We start from the raw sequence: 19,843 nt of genomic DNA, 5'->3' as shown, positions 1-19,843 counted from the left end.
CCGTGAGGAAAGACCAAAAAGAATTAACCGGAAAACAAAAGGCAGCAATCCTCCTGATCTCACTTGGACCGGATGTTTCTGCTTCAGTTTATAAGCATTTAAGTGAAGAAGAAATCGAAAAACTGACCCTGGAAATATCCGGAGTTAAAAAAGTCGATTCCATTGCGAAGGAAGAGATCATGGAGGAATTCCATAATATCGCTTTGGCACAGGATTATATCACCCAGGGCGGGATTGGATATGCAAAGACGGTCCTTGAAAAGGCATTGGGAACAGACCAGGCGGCTGTGATCATAAACAGGCTGACGTCTTCTCTCCAGGTGAGGCCGTTTGATTTCGCCCGCAAAGCTGATGCCGGACAGATACTGAATTTCATTCAAAATGAGCATCCGCAAACAATCGCACTTATCCTTTCTTATTTGGACTCTGCCCAGGCTGGCCAGATTTTATCGGAACTGCCTCAGGAAGTGCAGGCTGATATCGCCCGCCGTATTGCGGTCATGGACAGTACCTCACCAGAAATCATCAATGAGGTGGAGCAAATCCTTGAAAGAAAACTGTCGGCTACCGTCACTCAGGACTATACACAAACCGGCGGCATCGAAGCTGTGGTCGATGTATTGAACGGTGTCGACCGTGCAACCGAGCGCACGATCCTTGATGCACTGGAAATCCAGGATCCTGAATTGGCAGAGGAAATCAAAAAGCGGATGTTTGTATTCGAAGATATCGTCACATTGGATAATCGCGCCATCCAGCGTGTCATCCGCGATTGTGAAAATGAGGATCTCATGCTTGCCCTTAAGGTTTCAAGTGATGAGGTTAAAGAAATTGTCTTCAAAAATATGTCCAAGCGAATGGTGGAAACCTTCCAGGATGAAATGGAATACATGGGCCCAGTGAGGCTGCGTGATGTGGAAGAGGCACAATCAAGGATTGTCGCCATCATCCGACGCTTGGAGGAAGCCGGTGAAATCGTCATCGCCCGCGGCGGAGGAGATGATATCATTGTCTAGGCTGATTAAGTCACAGTATACCAGTGCTATGCAAGCAGAAAAGAAAGTCATCTCGATCAGGATGCTGGAAACTTCTGCAGAAGCGGATGCTTCATCTCCCGTATTCACTCATACAGAGGAAGAGAGGAAGAAAATCCTCGACCATGCTGCGAAGGAAGCAGATTACATTGTGTCAAAGGCAAAGGAAGAAGCAGATTTTATCCGTCAGCAAATTGAGCTTGAGAAGCAGGAGTGGGAGCAGCAAAGGAACATGCTTGCTGATGAAGCCAGGCAATCCGGTCTTGAACAAGGGTATCAGGAAGGCAGACAGCAAGGCTACGAAGAATACCGTCAGACCATTATGTTCGCACAAGAAACGGTTGATGCAGCGAAACAGGACTACCAGAACCATATTGACTCATCGGAAAAAGTGATTCTCGATCTTGGGGTTAAAATCGCAGGGAAGATCATTGGAGAAAAGCTGGCTGCAGATGATGGGTTCCTTCCACTTGTGAAAAGAGCCTTGAAAAATGCAAGAGATTATAAGGATATTCAGCTTCATGTCCATCCAACCCATTACCAGGAATTGCTTGCCCACAAAGAGGAATTGATCGCTATTTTTCCAAAAGAGATTGTGTTCTACATCTTCCCAGATGATGAACTGGAAGAAACGGCATGCATGATCGAATCTGAAAATGGCAGGATTGATGCTAGTGTGGACAGCCAGTTGGAGGAAATCAAGAATAAACTGTTCGAGATTCTGGAGAGTGAACTATAGTGAAGGCTGAGGATTTATTGCATCATGTCGACTCGTTGGATAGCTTCAAGCGTTATGGCAGGGTCAAGCGGGTAGTTGGCTTGATGATCGAATCTCAAGGTCCGGAAAGTTCAATCGGAGATGTTTGTTTCATCCATGTAGGCACAAAGAAGAAACGGAAAATTCAGGCTGAGGTCGTCGGATTTAAAGATGAAAATGTTATTCTGATGCCTTATACATCTCTTCATGATATCTCGCCTGGAAGTCTTGTGGAAACTACAATGAAACCACTTGAAATAAAAGCTGGACCGGGTTTGATTGGGAAAGTCGTTGATTCTCTGGGAGTCCCATTGGATCAATCCAGTCTTCCTAAAGGACTTGCACCGGTTCCAACGGAGCAAGATCCACCCAACCCTTTGAGCAGGCCGCCAATCTCAGAACCAATCGAAGTTGGGGTCAGGATGATTGACAGTCTGCTGACAGTTGGCAATGGCCAGCGTGTTGGGATATTTGCGGGTAGTGGTGTTGGAAAAAGCACCTTGCTTGGCATGATTGCCAGGAACACAACAGCGGATTTGAATGTCATCGGGCTGATTGGGGAACGGGGAAGGGAAGTCAGGGAATTCATTGAACGCGATTTAGGTCCTGAAGGTTTAAAGCGTTCGATTGTAGTTGTCGCAACATCAGATCAGCCGGCGTTGATGCGGATCAAAGGGGCTTATACAGCAACAGCAATCGCAGAATATTTTCGCGATAAAGGCCTGAATGTCATGCTCATGATGGACTCTGTTACAAGGGTCGCGATGGCACAGCGTGAAGTTGGCCTTGCGGTCGGCGAACCTCCAACGACAAAAGGTTACACTCCATCGGTGTTCGCGATTCTCTCTAGGCTTCTTGAAAGGACTGGAACCAATGAATTAGGGTCAATCACCGGATTCTACACTGTACTTGTTGACGGAGATGACATGAATGAGCCGATTGCAGATACAGTACGGGGGATATTGGATGGCCATTTTGTTCTGGACAGGGACTTAGCCAATAAAGGCCAGTACCCTGCGGTGAATGTCCTAAAAAGCATCAGCAGGATCATGAACAATATTGTCAGCGATGAGCATGTAAAGGCAGCTGAGAGATTGAGGGAATTATTAAGCACCTATATTAACTCTGAAGATTTGATCAATATCGGTGCATATAAGAAAGGCACATCAGCGGAAATCGATGAAGCAATAATAAGACACCCTCAAATACTTAACTTCTTGAAGCAGAGTACGAATGAAAAGGTCTCAATCAATGAGAGTGTAGAGGCTCTATTGCAGCTAGTAAGGAAAGGTTGATCGTTCGATGCGTTATCAATACAAATTTGATAAAATCCTTTCTCTTAAGTCAAGAGAAATGGACGAGGCACAAGTCGTATATCAGGAATCAGTCAAAAAGTTCGAAGATGCGGCTGAAAGTCTTTATGAACTCTTGAAGAAAAAAGAGGATTTAGAAACTTTCCAGTCAGACAGGCTTCTCGGTGGTTTGCCTGTCCAGGAAATACGACATCATCAACAATTCATCGGCAATCTTGAAAAATCGATTGCCCATTATCAAAAAGTTGTGATGAACGCGAGAAATATGATGAACTTTCAGCAAATGCAACTGATGGAAAAAAACAGGGAAGTCAAAAAGTACGAAAAAATCAAAGAGAAAGACCATCTCCAGTTCATAGCGAATGAAAAGTATGCCGAGAGCCGGATGATGGACGAAGTCTCGATTCAGCAATACATGAACCGGGAAATTAGGTGATTAAATGGCAGAGAGTATGGAGGAAAAAGAAAACCAGCGTGAGAGTAAGTTCCAGGGATTTTTGCTCGTAGTAGCAATCCCGATTTTATTTGCGATTGTCGTTGCTTTGGTTACCCTTTCCTTTCTCGGAATCAATATTTTTGAAACAGCAAAGGATATTGGCGGAAAGGTCCCATTCCTATCAGAGATCGTGAAAGAGGAGAAGCAGCCATCCGTTGAGGAGTTCCAAAAGAATATCGTCAGTCTTGAAGCAGAGATAAAAGATCGTGAAGCAAAAGTTGAACAGCTTCAGTCCAAAATCGACAGCAGGGATACACAGCTTAAAAGGATTGAGCTCGAGAAAGCCCAGCTTCAGGCACAGATAGAGGAATTGACTGCAATCCAGGAAGAAAATAAACGAGCCTTCCGTGAAATTGTTAAGACGTATGAAACAATGTCAGCCAAGAGTGCGGCACCGATTATTTCCAAGATGAAAACAGAGGAAGCGGTAAAAATCCTGTCAAATATTAAACCCGAATCACTTGCTGCAATCATGGAGAAACTTCCAGCAGATGAAGCTGCTAAGTATACGGAATTATTGACGAACGAAACGGGAAGGAATTAATAGCCGCATTTTTGAAAGGAGGTGAAAATATGGAAATTGGAGGTCTTGGGTTCTTTAATAGTGTCGCGGCCGTGAAACAGCCTGCATCAGGCAACAATGAAAATGGCGGCGGTTTTGCCGGCATGATGGCAGCGGTCCTATCCGGAGCAAATGGCACAAAGACTGCTGACATATCAGGACAGGATTCGAAATCATTAGAGAGCCTGGCAGATTTGGCTGGATTTTTGAACACTGAGGACCTATTGGATTTGGAAGATGGACTGAAGCTGATGGAATCTCTAATGGCAGATTCAGAAAATCTATTAGGACAAGCTCTTTCCCATTTTGGAATCAGCGTGGATCAAGTTCAGCTTCTACTCGAGAAATGGTCTGGGATCAATGAGGGAAAAACAGAAAATGTTCCTGAAGATGAATTGCTGGCGTCTCTTGCAGCGATGCTCGCTGGTATCGCAAATTTGCCGAAAAATGAACTTGTCGCAAAGATTGATAGCAAAGATGTTGAGACCATCAAGGCTTTAAAGCTGTTTGAACTGATGTCGAAATATGCTGACGGCTATGAAACCAAGGAGGCTGCATCGCTGAAAGTATCAATGCAGAATCTTGGTGAAGGTTTGACCAGCCTTTTGAAAGCTGACAACGGAAGTGGCCGAACAGATTATCTGCAAAATCGATTTACCCAGTTAGCCAGAGAGTTAAACCTGTTGAGTGCAAAAAAGACTGCTTTTTCGGAAACGTATAGTTTTTCCGAGACGGGAACATCCATTAAGACCGATGGCCAAACAGGAGCTGTCACATTCCTCCCGCAAATGGCAAGAGCTGAACAGCTGACATTGATGATGAATAGTCCTGAAAGACCGGTTTCGGCAGAGCAATTGATGAAACAATTCGAGTCCATACTCTCCAGGTCCCAATTCATCAATAGCGGCGGAACACAAAAACTATTCATTAAATTGTTTCCGGAACACCTTGGCAGCATTCGGGTAGAGCTTTTCCAAAAGGACCAGACGATGATGGCAAGGATCATTACAACTTCTGGCACCGCTAAAGAAACGCTGGAGTCCCAGATCAACGGTCTTAAACAGGCTTTTGCTGCACAAAACCTTTCAGTCGATAGAATCGAAGTATCTCAGCAACAGGCGCAACAAGAACGTTTCCCTAATAGAGATTCCCAGCATCAGGAAAGACAGCAGGACAACAGGGAGCCGGAAAAATCAGAAGATCAAGGGAATTTTACCCTTTCCTTCGAGGAAGCACTGCTAAATACAGAAGCATAGGAGAAAGACAATGGTAAATTCAATTAATTCTTCTTATCTGCTATCAAATCTTCAAAAAAACAGGAAAGCCGGTTCGGATATTCTCGGAAAAGATGATTTTTTGAAGATCCTGATGACCCAGCTTCAGAACCAGGACCCAATGAATCCGATGCAGGATAAAGATTTCATAGCCCAAATGGCCACATTCTCTACTCTCGAGCAAATTACGAATATGGGGAAATCAATCGACCGGTTTGTACAGGCAGAACAGCAAAACAAAATGATTTCTTACAGCCAGTTTGTAGGCAAGGAAATCACATGGCATAAGATTGATGAAGCAGATGGCAAGGAGAGAATCCAGCAAGGAACTGGAAAGGTTGCCTCTGTCCAGTTCAAGGAAGATACCGTTTCATTTATTCTGGAGGATGGTACCGTCCTGGAGCCTTCCAACATTTCGCAAATCAATGAGCTATCAAGTGAAAACCATATGCTGCAGGCAAGCATGTTGATTGGCAAATCCATTACCTACCTGGATGAAAATAAACAAGAGAAAACAGCTAATGTCCTGTCTGTATCCTTCAAAAATGGAAAGACAGCCTATTTGCTCGATGATGAAAATCAAACAAGTATCATATCTTCACAAATCACTAAAATTCAATGACCTAAGGAAGTGGTGTAATGGATAAAACAAATTTTCGTCCACTTCATTCACTGCCTGTCAACAGGACAAACCAAAAACCTGTAAAAGCCAATAAGTTTACGCAAACACCTTTTTCCTTGCAATTGCAAAATGCCATCCAATCAAAGAATGGACTGACAATTAGCAAGCATGCAACTGAACGGCTGGAGCAGCGGGGAATCAGCATATCCCAGGAACGCTGGAACAGGATTGAGGAGAAAGTCAGTCAGGCAAAGGCCAAGGGCGTGAGTGATTCGCTTGTCCTGCTGAAAGACGCAGCGCTGATTGTCAGTGCGAAAAACAACACCGTCATCACCGCGATGGGAAGGCAGGAAGCGGCAGAACAAATCTTCACCAATATAAATGGAACAATCGTTATGGAAAATTAAAATACTGAATGGCTGGACCTTCATGGAGGCCTGGGCTGTGGACCGATTGAAGCAGCCCCTAAATCGAAAGGAGTTTTACTAGTTATGCTTCGTTCAATGTACTCAGGAATCAGCGGAATGAAAAACTTCCAGACAAAACTTGATGTCATCGGAAACAACATCGCCAATGTAAATACATTCGGCTTCAAAAAAGGCCGTGTCACATTTAAGGATACTATGAATCAAACCATCTCCGGAGCTAGTGCAGCGACGCAGAATAAAGGCGGAAAGAACCCGATGCAGGTAGGTCTGGGTTCAACAATCGCCAGCATCGATATGATCGATACTCAATCAAGCTTGCAAACCACAGGACGTGCGCTTGACCTTGCTATATCGGGAGATGGCTACTTCGTCGTGAAGCAAGGACAAGCCCAGATGTATACACGTGCCGGAAACTTTTATCTGGATGATAATGGGACGCTCGTAACTGGCGATGGGTTGAAGGTACAATCTTATAACAAAATTGGACAGCTGGAAGATATCACTGTAAACGTTAATGCATTATTGCCTGCTAAAGTTACTACGGAGTTAGAAATGAAAGGTAATCTGCCTAAAGATGCAAAAGGAGCTTCTGAACTGCTTCAGCAATTTAAGGTAGTGGATAATGATGGAATTGAGCATGTGTTGGATATGACTATAAGTCCTGACACAGCTAATGGGGGCGCGGCTAGTGGTAATTGGAAAATATCATTCATTGATAAGTCACTTCCTTTAGACCCTAACTATAAACCTGTAGAAATTAAGGTTCCTAGTAATGGTATTGAGAATGTTAATTTATCAATTAACAAAAATGGTGTTGCTACTCCTTTCACAGTTAAACTTCCACTTCAAGGTCTAACAATAGAAGGCGGCAGCATGGACGCTAACGTATACCCTGACGGCAACACCCAGGGTGCTCTTGAAAGCTTCAATATCGGATCTACTGGTGAAATCAACGGAGTATTCTCGAATGGATTAGTCCTCACTCTTGGACAACTTGCACTCGCTAAATTCAGCAACCCGTCAGGTCTGACGAAAGCAGCAAACAATACATTCCAGGAATCTGTGAACTCGGGTACAGCAAACATCAATGTGGCTGGTGAAGGTCGCGGATCGATCGCGGCTGGTGCACTTGAAATGTCAAATGTGGATCTCTCTGAAGAGTTCACAGAAATGATTACGGCTCAGCGCGGTTTCCAGGCGAATACAAGAATCATTACTACATCTGATGAAATCCTCCAGGAGCTCGTGAACTTAAAACGATAGATTAAGAGAGGAGCAGGGCTGAAAGGGCGATCCTTTTGGCCCCTGTGGATAATAGTGATAAAAGTAACGAAATTGAATGGTAAATCGTTCATGATCAATTCATTATTTATTGAAACGATTGAGGCTTTTCCGGATACGACGATCACGCTTACCAATGGCCGAAAGTATGTTGTCAGGGAAAGTGAAAAAGATGTGGCGATTTTAATCAAGGAATATTACCAGAGTATCGGCCTGATGGGAGGCCGATTGTTGGAGGAACGGGATCATGAAGAATAATAAACTGGTAATGATTATGACAGTCATGCTGGTAGCCATCCTGCTCGTAGGGACAGTCGCAGTTGTAGCAGTCATGAAGCTTAAAGCTGGTGATGGCGAGAAGGAACCAAGCATTGAAGAGGTGCTGGAAGCTTCGGTAGATATACCAGAGGTAACAACGAACCTTGCTTCGAATGATTTCATCAAGATTTCATTCAAGATTGAAACAGATGGCAAAAAAGCAAAGGCAGAACTCGAGAAGAGGGATTTCCAGGTCAAGAACCTGATTATCTATGAACTATCCGAGAAGAAGGCAGAAGAACTGCAAGGCAAGGAAGGCAAGATGAACCTTGAAGAATCTCTCAAAGTGAAGTTGAATGACCTGATGCAGGATGGAAAAATCAAGAAGGTCTACATAACAGGTTCTCTCCTCCAGTAACAGAATGAAAATTATTACCGTAAACGTATGGAGGTGAAGAGAATGTCGGGAGAGGTATTATCGCAAAGTGAAATAGATGCTTTGCTGTCCGCCCTGTCAACAGGAGAAATGGATGCGGATGAACTAAAGAAGGAACAGGTAGAAAAAAGGGTGAAAGTCTATGATTTCCGGAGAGCGTTGCGCTTCTCAAAGGATCAAATCCGCAGCCTGACCCGGATTCACGAAAACTTTGCCAGGCTGTTGACTACTTTTTTCTCTGCGCAGTTAAGAACATATGTCAATATCAGTGTAGCATCAGCCGACCAGATTCCTTATGAAGAATTCATTCGGTCGATTCCGAAAATGACGATATTGAATGCATTCGATGTAGAACCGCTTGAAGGCAGGATCCTCATGGAAGTCAATCCGAACATTGCTTATGCCATGATGGATCGTCTGCTTGGCGGAAGGGGCACAAGCCACAACAAAGTTGATAGTTTGACAGAGATCGAAACCAAGATTATGTCGAACATGTTTGAAAAAGCTTTTGAGAATTTCAGGGAGGCATGGGGTTCGATTTCAGATATCGATCCTCAGCTTTCGGAATTTGAAATCAATCCGCAGTTTTTGCAAATGGTTTCTCCAAACGAAACTGTCGTTGTCATTTCCTTGAATACGACGATTGGAGAAGCGAGCGGAATGATCAATATATGTATCCCGCATGTAGTCCTTGAACCGATCATACCTAAACTGTCAGTGAAATATTGGATGCAGTCGGATAAGAAACAAAGCTTACCTATCGAAAATTCAGTACTGCAGAAAGAAATCCAAAAGGCTGATGTTTCAGTTACAGCAGAGATAGGATCGTCTGAAATTTCGATCCAGGATTTCCTGATGCTGGATATCGGTGATGTGATTGAATTGAATCAGCAGATTGACCAGCCTTTACTGATAAAAGTCGGAGATATCCCTAAATTTGTAGGACAGCCAGGGAAATTGAACAAAAAGTTAGCCATTCAAGTGTTTGATACATTTAAGGGGGGAGACGATGATGGTGAGCGATGACATGTTATCTCAAGATGAAATTGATGCGCTTCTGAGGGGAACATCTGATGAGGCGGAAGAAACTGAAAGTGTGATTGATGTAGATGACTATTTTTCTTTTATGGAGAGAGACGCTCTTGGAGAAATAGGGAATATTTCATTCGGCAGCTCGGCTACGGCACTGTCCACGCTGTTGAACCAAAAGGTTGAAATCAATACACCTACGGTGACAGTGGTACACAAGTCGAAGCTCGAAGATGAATTCCCAGATCCGTATGTGGCCGTTCAGGTCCATTATACAGAAGGATTCATCGGCAGCAATATGCTTGTGATCCAGCAAAATGACGCAGCGATCATTGCAGACTTAATGCTCGGCGGAGATGGAATGAATCCAAGGGAATTGCTTGATGAGATCCAGCTTAGTGCAGTCCAGGAAGCAATGAACCAAATGATGGGTTCAGCAGCAACCTCGATGTCGACTGTGTTCAGCAAGAGGGTAGATATTTCGCCTCCAAATATCAATCTATTAAATGTGATTGAAGGAGAAGGTACAGATTCTATTCCTGCAGATGATATTTTAGTGAAGGTATCATTCTCTTTGAAAATTGGAAGTTTAATTGATTCAAACATCATGCAGCTTCTGCCGGTAACTTTTGCGAAAAGCCTTGTTGATGAATTATTGAACCCAGGTGGTTCAGGTACCGTACAGCAAGAAGATGCTGCACCTCCAATACCGCAGCTCAGCCAGCCATCGGCAGTGCAAAGCAATCCTTATGAACAAGAGCAGCACCAAAATGCAGCTCAACCTCAGGCGTTCCAGCAGCCGGAATATCAGCACCAGCAGGAACAGGTCTATTACCAGCCTCAGGCACAGCAAAATATGCCGCAAGGATTTGGATACAATCCACAACCGATGCAGCAGGGGCCACAGCATTATGGCGGCGGCAATGTGATGGCCGGTAGCCAGCCGACGGTCCAGCCGGCAGTCTTCTCAAGTTTCGAGACAGTGCAAGGCCAGCAGGCTGAAACAAAGAACCTGGATATGCTGCTTGATATTCCCTTACAGGTGACTGTGGAATTGGGAAGGACGAAACGTTCCGTAAGAGACATCCTTGAACTTGGTTCCGGTTCGATCATTGAATTGGATAAACTGGCAGGCGAGCCAGTCGATATCCTGGTGAACAACCGCTTGATTGCCCAAGGGGAAGTAGTTGTCATAGATGAGAATTTTGGAGTCCGGGTTACAGATATTATCAGCCAGAGCGATCGAATTAAAAAATTGAAATAATCTACAGGAGGAATTCCAATGGCTAACAAAATTTTAGTCGTAGACGATGCGGCTTTCATGAGAATGATGATCAAGGATATTTTGACCAAGAACGGATTTGAGGTGGTTGCGGAAGCAGCTGATGGAGCCCAGGCGCTTGAAAAATATAAAGAGTTCCAGCCGGATCTTGTCACAATGGATATTACAATGCCGGAGATGGACGGAATTACTTCTTTGAAAGAAATCAAGAAAATCAATCCCAATGCAAAGGTCATCATGTGTTCTGCAATGGGCCAGCAGGCAATGGTCATTGATGCCATCCAGGCAGGAGCAAAAGATTTCATCGTGAAGCCATTCCAGGCAGATCGTGTTATTGAAGCGATTTCCAAGACATTAGGATAATGGACTTATTTATCTATTTTAGAGGGTGCGGCAATTGTTAAGACTAATCAGAACTGCCTCGGCCATTCTTATCTTATTAGCTGCTCTGTTCAGTCCAGTTGGCATGACTAACGCAGAGCAGCTGAATAAAAGTGTGAAGGATTGCTTGAAAGACCAGTCTTGTAATGATGGACAGGCAGATAAAACAACAAAAATATCAGACGATGAAAGATCCTCTCAGGTAGGGGTAAGTTTCCTGGATTTTGTCAGGATGATCCTTGCTACAGTCTTTGTGGCAGCATTAATATATTTTCTTCTCAAATTCATCAATAAGAAAAGTATGTCATACAAAAGCTCTCAGCTTGTTGAGAACCTTGGTGGCACAAGCCTCGGAGCCAACAGGTCTGTCCAGATCGTAAAGGCGGGAAACCGGCTTTTGATTGTAGGTGTGGGAGAAAATATTCAGCTGTTGAGAGAAATAGACGATCCAGAAGAGTACGATCAAGTCATCCAGGAGTATAACAATAAAATGGAACAGCTCATGCAGCCAAGCGATATTGTGACAAAGTTGCTTAAAAGAGCGAAAAAAGATGGCAGCGATCCACAAAGTTCCAACTTTTCCGCATTGCTTAAGAGCCAGCTGAATGACATGGCAAGCGGACGAAAGAAGATGCTTGAGGAGATACAAAAGAAAGGGTCAAAGAAAGATGAATGAGTTCATGGAGTTTTTCAACAGCAGTGATCCAGAAAGTGTATCTACATCAGTAAAACTGATGCTCTTGCTGACTGTCCTTTCGATTGCGCCTGGCATCTTGATTCTAATGACCAGTTTTACAAGGATCATCATCGTTCTTTCCTTTGTCAGAACGGCGCTTGCCACTCAGCAAATGCCGCCTAACCAGGTGCTGGTAGGCCTTGCGATGTTCCTGTCATTCTTCATCATGGCACCTACGTTCCAGGAAGTGAATGAACAGGCACTGACGCCGTTATTTAATGATGAAATCAATTTGGAGCAGGCATATGACAGGGCATCCATCCCTTTCAAGGAGTTCATGAGCGCACATACGAGACAGAAGGACCTGGCATTATTCCTTCAATATGCCAAGGCGGACACCCCTGAATCTGTGCAGGACATTCCCTTGACGGCACTGGTCCCGGCTTTTGCGATCAGTGAAATCAAAACGGCATTCCAGATTGGTTTTATGATTTTCATCCCTTTCCTTGTGATTGATATGGTAGTGGCAAGTGTCCTGATGTCAATGGGGATGATGATGCTGCCGCCGGTAATGATTTCTCTGCCGTTTAAGATCCTCCTGTTTGTCATGGTGGATGGCTGGTATTTGGTCGTGAAATCATTATTACAAAGTTTTTAAGCAGGTGATTGATAATGACAGCAGAATCGGTAATTTCAATAGCCGAACGAGGGATTTATACAGTTTTAATGATATCAGGACCATTGTTGATTTTGGCGCTTGTAGTTGGATTAGTTGTCAGTATTTTTCAGGCAACCACACAAATACAGGAACAGACACTTGCTTTCGTCCCGAAGATTGTTGCAGTCCTCATCGGTGTTATTTTTTTCGGACCATGGATGCTCAGCCATATGCTTTCCTATGCAACAGAGATCTTTTCAAATCTTACAAGGTTCGTAGGCTGATGGAATGCTAGATTTCATTCCTTTGTTTCCGGCTTTCCTGCTGATTTTTGTCCGGGTGACTTCATTCTTCCTGATGATGCCGTTATTTTCATATCGGACGATTCCGGCAACACATAAAATCGGTCTTGGTTTCATGCTATCCATTATCATGTTTTCCTCAATCGGTGCCCCTGAGGTGGAGATTGACAGCGTCTATTTCACGTTAGTGATCAAGGAGGCACTGGTTGGATTATTCATCGGGTTCATTGCAGCGTTGATGATGTCTGCCATCCAGATTGCCGGCGGCTTCATAGATTTCCAGATGGGATTTGCGATCGCGAATGTCATCGATCCCCAAACAGGAGCACAGAGTCCGTTGATGGGACAATATTTATATACAATCGCCTTATTGTTTTTGCTGACCGTCAATGGCCATCATTTACTGATGGACGGTATTTTTTACAGTTATAATTTCATACCGATTGATCAGCTGATGATTCCATTCGGCAATGAAAACATTGCCGAATTCGTGATTCTTTCATTCAATAAGATGTTCATCATAGCCTTCCAGATGTCCCTGCCTGTTGTGGGCACACTGTTTCTGGTAGACGTTGCACTGGGGATCGTGGCAAGGACCGTTCCGCAGCTGAATATATTCGTTGTTGGCCTGCCAATTAAAATCGGAGTCAGTTTTCTGGTCCTTATAGCGGTGATGGGTGTGCTGATTGCGGTCACATCGGATCTTGTTTCGACAACACTCGCGACGATGCGGGGTTTGATGGAACTGATGGGGAGAGCATAATATGAATTTTTTGACATTGGACCTTCAATTTTTCGCAGGTGAAAAAACTGAAAAAGCGACTCCCAAAAAAAGGCAGGATGCCCGGAAAAAAGGGCAGGTGGCCAAAAGCCAGGATGTCAATACGGCGATCGTCCTGCTTGCTGTGTTCCTGTTTTTGATGTTTTTTGGAAGGACGATGGCTGAGAGATTGATTGGAGTGCTCCGTCACGCACTGCAAAACTATATGTTCATGGAATTGACTGCAAATAATATTGAATCGATTGTGATTGAAATACTTGGTGAACTGGTCTTTTTCCTTGGGCCGGTCATGGCCATTGCCTTGATCGCAGGGGTAGCCGCCAATTATATGCAGGTCGGCTTTATGTTTTCCACTGAGGCTATCCAGATGAAACTGGAGAAAATCAATCCGATCAGCGGCTTCAAAAGGATTTTCTCGATGAGGGCGATTGTCGAAATGCTTAAATCGATCCTTAAAATCACCTTCATTGGATTGATTGCTTTTTCCGTCCTCTGGATGAAGATGGATGAAGTGTTGCTGCTGGCCAATAAAAGCGTCGGTGCCGCAATCGCCACGATTGCCGGGCTAACACTTCAAATGGGGCTTTTTGCTTCCGGAGCATTGCTATTTTTATCATTATTGGACTATTTGTACCAAAAATATGATTATGAAAAAAGTATCCGTATGTCTAAGCAAGATATGAAGGATGAGTATAAGAACATTGAGGGTGACCCGCTCATCAAATCAAAGATCAAGCAAAAGCAAAGAGAGATGGCAATGCGGCGGATGATGCAAGAAGTCCCTAAAGCAGATGTGGTCATTACAAATCCCACACACTACGCAATTGCGTTGAAGTATGATGAACAGAAGTCGGATGCCCCGGTTGTAGTTGCCAAAGGCGTTGATTTTGTTGCCCAGAAAATTAAACTGATTGCCAAAGAAAACGAAATCATGACTGTTGAAAATCGCCCGTTAGCCAGGGCCTTATACAGTCAGGCTGAAATCGGCGATGCCATCCCTGAGGAGTTTTTTAAGGCTGTTGCCGAGATTCTGGCTTATGTGTATCAAACAAAAAATAAAGTGCTGTAATTGTCAAGGTATGCAGTGTTTAGGAGAGAAGTAGTATGTCAGCAAGAGACCTGTCCGTCCTGCTTAGTGTCATTTTAATCGTAGCCATGTTGATCATTCCATTTCCGTCATGGCTGTTAAGTGTCCTGATCATGGTAAATATCTCGATCGCACTGCTGGTGCTTTTGAACACAATGAATATGACCGAGCCGCTGCAGTTTTCTGTATTTCCTTCACTGCTGCTGTTGCTGACCTTATTCCGACTTGGTCTGAATGTATCGACGACCAGGTCAATCCTGTCTAAAGGGGAAGCTGGAGGCGTTGTGGAAACATTCGGGACATTCGTAGTTGGCGGCAATGTTGTCGTCGGTATGGTGGTATTCCTGATTTTGATCATCATCCAGTTTGTCGTCATCACAAAAGGGTCCGAGCGTGTATCAGAAGTGGCAGCAAGATTCACCCTTGATGCGATGCCCGGAAAGCAAATGAGTATCGATGCCGATTTGAATGCAGGAATGATTTCTGAACAGCAGGCACGCGAACGACGTGAAAAAGTCAGCAGGGAAGCAGACTTCTACGGAGCAATGGATGGTGCGAGCAAATTCGTCAAAGGCGACGCCATTGCGGGAATCATCATCGTCCTGATCAACTTGATTTTCGGTATTGTCATAGGCATGACCCAGCAGGGATTGGGCATAGGCGATGCAGCGACGAAATATTCACTTCTGACTGTCGGTGATGGGATTGTCAGCCAAATTCCAGCATTATTGATTTCAACTGCGACAGGTATCGTCGTAACACGGGCAGCATCTGATGGTAATCTGGGAATGGATATTACTGGACAATTATTAGCCTATCCGAAGATGCTCTACGTAGCAGGTGCGACAATTTTCCTTCTCGGACTTTTCACCCCTATTCACGATATGCTGACAATCCCGATTGCAGCTTTGATGGTATTTGGCGGTTATTCATTCTCGCGCATCACTGAACCTGATCAACAGCAGCTTCAGGAGATGGAAGAAGATATCCAGATGGATGAAATGAAGAGCCCGGAAAGTGTTGTCAATCTGTTGAATGTGGATCCTATAGAATTTGAATTTGGCTATGGCTTGATTCCACTGGCAGACGCCAACCAGGGGGGAGACCTTCTTGACAGGATTGTCATGATCAGGAGACAGCTTGCCATCGAACTGGGACTCGTGATCCCTGTAGTCAGGATCCGTGATAATATCCAGCTTCAGCCGAATGAATACAGGCTGAAAATCAAAGGAAATGAATTGGCAAGAGGTGAATTGCTGCTCGATCATTATCTCGCCATGAGCCCTGGAATCGAGGACGAATCAATTGAGGGAATCGATACGGTAGAACCTAGCTTTGGCTTGCCGGCTAAATGGATTACTGAAGAGATGAAGGAGCAGGCTGAAATTTTTGGCTATACGGTAGTTGATCCACCTTCAGTCGTTTCCACTCACATTACGGAAGTGATCAAGGCAAATGCCCACGAACTTCTTGGTCGACAGGAAACAAAGCAGCTGATTGACCACCTTCGGGAGAGTTATCCAATTCTGGTGGAGGAAGCTACGCCAAATCCTCTTTCAGTCGGCGAAATCCAGAAGGTGCTTGGCAAGCTTCTTAAGGAGAACGTCTCAATCAGGAACCTGCCGATCATCTTTGAAACACTTGCGGATTATGGAAAGGTCACAACAGATACAGATATCCTTGCCGAGTATGTACGCCAGGCACTTGCAAGGCAGATTACGAACCAGTATTCCAGAAACGGAGAAACACTTAAGGTCATCACATTGTCAGGCAGGGTAGAAAAAATGATTGCCGAAGGTGTCCAGCAAACGGAACACGGGAATTATCTATCGCTTGATCCAGCGGTTTCCCAGGGAATCCTTGAATCTGTTGCAAGCCAGGTGGAGCAGCTGAGCATCATGGAACAGACGCCGATCATCCTCTGCTCTCCAGCAGTAAGGATGTATGTGCGCCAGTTGACTGAAAGATACTTTGCTCAGATCCCGGTATTGTCCTATAACGAACTTGAAGCGAATGTCGAAGTCCAAAGTGTCGGAGTGGTGAATATAGAATGAAAGTAAAAAAATATACAGCTTCATCCATGCCAGAGGCAATGAAACAGGTTAGGTCCGAGCTTGGCAGCGATGCAGTGATCCTGAATTCACGCGTCGTACAGACAGGAGGCTTCATGGGCTTCTTCAAGAAAAACAGCATTGAGGTCATCGCCGCAATTGATCCAGACACTGAGATGGCTCCAAAAACCGTCAGTTTGGATAAACCGAAGGCATATACTCAGCCTTCGATAAAAGCAGAAGGACCTAAAACGGATTTCAACCACGATAAAAAGAGAACTGGGTTGTCGTTAACTCCAGTGGCGGACAAAGAATTGCTAAAGGAAATATCCCAGCTGAAAGAGATGCTGAAATCATCAGGCAGCACAGATGCAATTTCACTACCGGAGCCTGTCAGCAGACATCTCCATCACTTAAGGAATCAGGATGTGGATCAGCATATCATCGATGAATTATCTGGAGTCCTGCTTGAAAAATGGTATCTGAACGGAGCGGCAGCAAGTGAAGATGACGTTGCTGAATGGAGTGCTGAAGCCATTCAGCAAAGGTTGGCTGAGCTTTCTTTCGGAGGGGTTTCCTTCAAAAAGAAGTTCGTCAATGTGATTGGACCGACAGGCGTAGGAAAAACGACTACACTGGCAAAAATCGCAGCGGAATGTGTTCTGAAGCATCAAAAGAGTGTGGCTTTCATTACGACGGACACCTATCGGATCGCTGCAATCGAGCAGCTGAAGACATATGCGAAAATTCTCGATGTGCCGATCGAGGTTTGCTACAACCTGGATGATTTCAAAGCGGCGACCGGGAAGTTTTCGCAATATGACGTGGTCTTTATTGATACAGCTGGACGGAATTTCAGGAATCAAAAATATGTGGATGATTTGAAAGATGTCATAGATTTTAATGAGGAAATGGAAACCTTCTTGGTATTGGCGCTAACATCAAAACAAAAGGATATGGAGGAAATACGCAAACAATTTTCCCTTATCCATATCAACAAATATATCTTCACTAAACTTGATGAAACATCCGTTTATGGTTCAATGCTCAATATGGCAGACAAGTTTTCGACGGGGATTGCCTATTTGACCAATGGACAGGATGTTCCGGATGACTTAATCGGTGCCAGCCCTGAGATTACAGCCAATACGATTATTGGAGCAAACAACTATGAGTGACCAGGCAGAAAAGCTAAGAAACCGGTTAAGGACGAATATTCAAACCAATGAAGCAAAGACCCTTGCTGTGGTAAGCGGAAAGGGAGGAGTTGGGAAATCGAATTTTTCCCTTAACTTTTCGATTTCACTGGCAAAACAGGGGAAAAAGGTATTGTTGTTCGACTTGGATATCGGAATGGGAAACATCGAGATTTTAATGGGCAAGCATTCTTCGTTGTCAATCGCAGACTTCCTTGCAGGAACAGCGTCGATGGAAGAAGTTATTTTTCAAGGCCCCCATGGTGTTGAATATATTTCAGGCGGGACTGGCTTGAGCCAGCTGATCAGGATGGATAAGGAAAGTGTCGAATATTTCATCTCAAGCTTAAGCGATGTATTAAAAAAATATGATTATCTTATTTTTGATATGGGAGCGGGTTTGAATGAAGAAACTCTCTCGATCCTTCTATCAGTAAACGAAATTTTCGTGATTACCACAACTGAGCCGACCTCCTTGATGGATGCCTATGCCACCATGAAATACATCCATCTAGCCGATTCCGGGCTGCCCTTTTATCTAGTCGTCAACAGGGCTGGATCTGTAAAGGAAGGCAACGAAACGATGGCAAGGCTTGAGGATGTACTTGAAAAATTTCTTGGCAGGACACCAATCAAGCTCGGGATGCTTCCGGATGATAAAACCGTCCAGGAAGCAGTAAAACGGCAAATTCCTTTTGTATTGTTCAATGAACGGTCACAAGCTTCAAAGGGAATGGGCGAAATTATCGAAAAATATATCAATAAAGAGAGCTACAATGCCGAAAAGAGAGATAACAGGAGTTTTACAGCTAGATTGAAGCAATTCCTTTTCGAAAGGTAGTGGTCGAGTGGCAAAAATTAGAGTTCTCATCGTAGATGATTCAGCTTTCATGCGGAAGCTGATCAACGACTTTCTATCAGAACACCATGAGATTGAAGTTATTGGCTCGGCGCGGAACGGAGAGGATGCAATCAAGAAATTCCGGGAAATGCGCCCCGACGTTATAACACTTGATGTCGAAATGCCAAAGCTAAATGGTCTCGAAGTTTTGAAAGTGATCATGGAGGAACGCCCGCTGCCTGTAGTCATGCTATCAAGCACGACAAAAGAAGGCGCGGACACGACGCTGCAGGCAATCCAGGCAGGTGCAGTGGATTTCGTGGCAAAGCCTTCAGGTTCCATATCGATTGATCTACATAAAATCAAAACAGAATTAATCCAGAAAGTGTTGTCTGCAAGCAAGGCGAATCTATCAAAAATAAACAGCCAGAACGAGCCAAGAATGGCCAGAAAACCGCTTGCCGATCCAGCACAACAAAAGAAAAACGCATCAGGAGATCTTTACAGCAAAAGGTTCAGTCAAGAATCAAAAAAAATCGTATGCATCGGAACTTCGACAGGAGGGCCGAGGGCTCTGCAGCAAGTTTTAACAGCTCTCCCAAAAGATATAGGGGTGCCAGTGCTTGTTGTTCAGCACATGCCGCCCGGCTTTACAAAGTCCCTGGCCAGCCGGCTGGATTCCTTGAGCCAGATTTCCGTCAAGGAAGCGGAAGACGGAGAACTCCTGCAAAAAGGCACAGCATATATTGCTCCCGGCGGATTTCATCTTGAGGTCAAGAATGTTGGTCCGGCACTGGCAATCAGCCTTGGGCAATCTCCACCGCGAAATGGCCATCGGCCTTCCGTGGATGTAATGTTCGAGTCGGTCAGTGCCATCAAGAATTACTCAAAGATCGCAGTCATCATGACCGGGATGGGTGCGGATGGCTCGAGAGGACTTGTTGAATTAAAGAAGAATGGCGTCGTAAAGGCGATTGCCGAATCGCAAGAAACATCGATTGTATTCGGGATGCCAAAAGCAGCGATTGCAACGAACATGGTTGACGAAGTGGCAAATGTCGATCATATTGCAGAAACGATCATGCAATATATTTAATG

23 protein-coding genes are annotated in these 19,843 nt (G+C 44.4%); all 23 read left to right on the top strand.

The window, feature by feature from the left end; translation table 11 throughout:
* Positions 1 to 2: 2 nt before the first annotated feature.
* The 23 genes from fliG to ACNAZ4_RS01255 all read left to right on the top strand — a co-directional run bounded on the left by fliG (position 3) and on the right by ACNAZ4_RS01255 (position 19,841).
* Positions 3 to 1,016, top strand: a complete 1,014-nt coding sequence (fliG, locus tag ACNAZ4_RS01365; RefSeq protein WP_415812403.1) for a flagellar motor switch protein FliG — start codon at positions 3 to 5, stop codon at positions 1,014 to 1,016.
* On the top strand, positions 1,000 to 1,773 hold the full coding sequence (fliH, locus tag ACNAZ4_RS01360; RefSeq protein WP_415812979.1) for a flagellar assembly protein FliH: 774 nt from the start codon (positions 1,000 to 1,002) through the stop codon (positions 1,771 to 1,773). The genes fliG and fliH overlap by 17 nt, the downstream gene beginning before the upstream one ends.
* Entirely contained in the window at positions 1,773 to 3,086 is a 1,314-nt protein-coding gene (fliI, locus tag ACNAZ4_RS01355) for a flagellar protein export ATPase FliI (RefSeq protein ID WP_415812402.1), read from the top strand. Before fliH ends, fliI begins: the two co-directional genes overlap by 1 nt.
* 7 nt (positions 3,087 to 3,093) lie before the next feature.
* On the top strand, positions 3,094 to 3,540 hold the full coding sequence (gene fliJ / locus ACNAZ4_RS01350; RefSeq protein ID WP_415812401.1) for a flagellar export protein FliJ: 447 nt from the start codon (positions 3,094 to 3,096) through the stop codon (positions 3,538 to 3,540).
* Between the two features lie 4 nt (positions 3,541 to 3,544).
* Positions 3,545 to 4,144, top strand: a complete 600-nt coding sequence (locus ACNAZ4_RS01345; RefSeq protein ID WP_415812400.1) for a MotE family protein — start codon at positions 3,545 to 3,547, stop codon at positions 4,142 to 4,144.
* A 29-nt stretch (positions 4,145 to 4,173) separates the two neighbouring features.
* On the top strand, positions 4,174 to 5,418 hold the full coding sequence (locus ACNAZ4_RS01340) for a flagellar hook-length control protein FliK (protein WP_415812399.1): 1,245 nt from the start codon (positions 4,174 to 4,176) through the stop codon (positions 5,416 to 5,418).
* Positions 5,419 to 5,428: 10 nt separating this feature from the next.
* Positions 5,429 to 6,058: a flagellar hook assembly protein FlgD gene (flgD, locus tag ACNAZ4_RS01335; protein ID WP_415812398.1), complete on the top strand. Its 630-nt coding sequence runs from the start codon at positions 5,429 to 5,431 to the stop codon at positions 6,056 to 6,058.
* A gap of 17 nt (positions 6,059 to 6,075) precedes the next feature.
* Positions 6,076 to 6,465, top strand: a complete 390-nt coding sequence (locus tag ACNAZ4_RS01330) for a TIGR02530 family flagellar biosynthesis protein (RefSeq protein WP_415812397.1) — start codon at positions 6,076 to 6,078, stop codon at positions 6,463 to 6,465.
* Between the two features lie 84 nt (positions 6,466 to 6,549).
* Positions 6,550 to 7,749, top strand: a complete 1,200-nt coding sequence (locus ACNAZ4_RS01325; RefSeq protein WP_415812396.1) for a flagellar hook protein FlgE — start codon at positions 6,550 to 6,552, stop codon at positions 7,747 to 7,749.
* 54 nt (positions 7,750 to 7,803) lie between these two features.
* The gene (locus ACNAZ4_RS01320; protein WP_415812395.1) at positions 7,804 to 8,025 is read left to right on the top strand and encodes a flagellar FlbD family protein; all 222 of its coding nucleotides are present in this window, start codon (positions 7,804 to 7,806) and stop codon (positions 8,023 to 8,025) included.
* Positions 8,015 to 8,443 (top strand): flagellar basal body-associated protein FliL, encoded by a 429-nt coding sequence (fliL, locus tag ACNAZ4_RS01315; RefSeq protein WP_415812394.1) that lies wholly within the window; start codon positions 8,015 to 8,017, stop codon positions 8,441 to 8,443. The genes ACNAZ4_RS01320 and fliL overlap by 11 nt, the downstream gene beginning before the upstream one ends.
* A 42-nt stretch (positions 8,444 to 8,485) precedes the next feature.
* Positions 8,486 to 9,487, top strand: coding sequence for a flagellar motor switch protein FliM (fliM, locus tag ACNAZ4_RS01310; protein ID WP_415812393.1), 1,002 nt, complete (start codon positions 8,486 to 8,488; stop codon positions 9,485 to 9,487).
* On the top strand, positions 9,474 to 10,754 hold the full coding sequence (gene fliY, locus ACNAZ4_RS01305) for a flagellar motor switch phosphatase FliY (protein ID WP_415812978.1): 1,281 nt from the start codon (positions 9,474 to 9,476) through the stop codon (positions 10,752 to 10,754). Before fliM ends, fliY begins: the two co-directional genes overlap by 14 nt.
* An 18-nt stretch (positions 10,755 to 10,772) precedes the next feature.
* Positions 10,773 to 11,135, top strand: a complete 363-nt coding sequence (locus tag ACNAZ4_RS01300) for a response regulator (protein ID WP_079508438.1) — start codon at positions 10,773 to 10,775, stop codon at positions 11,133 to 11,135.
* A gap of 25 nt (positions 11,136 to 11,160) precedes the next feature.
* The gene (locus tag ACNAZ4_RS01295; protein ID WP_415812392.1) at positions 11,161 to 11,829 is read left to right on the top strand and encodes a flagellar biosynthetic protein FliO; all 669 of its coding nucleotides are present in this window, start codon (positions 11,161 to 11,163) and stop codon (positions 11,827 to 11,829) included.
* Positions 11,822 to 12,487 carry a flagellar type III secretion system pore protein FliP gene (gene fliP / locus ACNAZ4_RS01290; protein WP_415812391.1) on the top strand — a complete coding sequence of 222 codons (666 nt, stop codon included), beginning with the start codon at positions 11,822 to 11,824 and terminating at the stop codon, positions 12,485 to 12,487. Before ACNAZ4_RS01295 ends, fliP begins: the two co-directional genes overlap by 8 nt.
* Positions 12,488 to 12,501: 14 nt before the next feature.
* Complete coding sequence (fliQ, locus tag ACNAZ4_RS01285) at positions 12,502 to 12,771, top strand: flagellar biosynthesis protein FliQ (RefSeq protein ID WP_415812390.1); 270 nt, start codon at positions 12,502 to 12,504, stop codon at positions 12,769 to 12,771.
* 4 nt (positions 12,772 to 12,775) lie between these two features.
* Positions 12,776 to 13,552: a flagellar biosynthetic protein FliR gene (fliR, locus tag ACNAZ4_RS01280; RefSeq protein ID WP_415812389.1), complete on the top strand. Its 777-nt coding sequence runs from the start codon at positions 12,776 to 12,778 to the stop codon at positions 13,550 to 13,552.
* A 1-nt stretch (position 13,553) separates the two neighbouring features.
* The gene (gene flhB, locus ACNAZ4_RS01275; RefSeq protein ID WP_415812387.1) at positions 13,554 to 14,639 is read left to right on the top strand and encodes a flagellar biosynthesis protein FlhB; all 1,086 of its coding nucleotides are present in this window, start codon (positions 13,554 to 13,556) and stop codon (positions 14,637 to 14,639) included.
* Positions 14,640 to 14,674: 35 nt separating this feature from the next.
* Complete coding sequence (gene flhA, locus ACNAZ4_RS01270) at positions 14,675 to 16,711, top strand: flagellar biosynthesis protein FlhA (protein WP_415812386.1); 2,037 nt, start codon at positions 14,675 to 14,677, stop codon at positions 16,709 to 16,711.
* Complete coding sequence (flhF, locus tag ACNAZ4_RS01265) at positions 16,708 to 17,886, top strand: flagellar biosynthesis protein FlhF (RefSeq protein WP_415812385.1); 1,179 nt, start codon at positions 16,708 to 16,710, stop codon at positions 17,884 to 17,886. The genes flhA and flhF overlap by 4 nt, the downstream gene beginning before the upstream one ends.
* Positions 17,879 to 18,745, top strand: coding sequence for a MinD/ParA family protein (locus ACNAZ4_RS01260; RefSeq protein ID WP_415812384.1), 867 nt, complete (start codon positions 17,879 to 17,881; stop codon positions 18,743 to 18,745). The genes flhF and ACNAZ4_RS01260 overlap by 8 nt, the downstream gene beginning before the upstream one ends.
* Before the next feature lie 7 nt (positions 18,746 to 18,752).
* Complete coding sequence (locus ACNAZ4_RS01255) at positions 18,753 to 19,841, top strand: protein-glutamate methylesterase/protein-glutamine glutaminase (protein ID WP_415812383.1); 1,089 nt, start codon at positions 18,753 to 18,755, stop codon at positions 19,839 to 19,841.
* Positions 19,842 to 19,843 lie beyond the last annotated feature (2 nt).

It is taken from the genome of Mesobacillus thioparans (assembly GCF_965138835.1).
GTDB classification, from domain to species: Bacteria; Bacillota; Bacilli; order Bacillales; family Cytobacillaceae; genus Mesobacillus; species Mesobacillus thioparans.
This window is presented reverse-complemented; position numbering and strand designations above follow the sequence as displayed.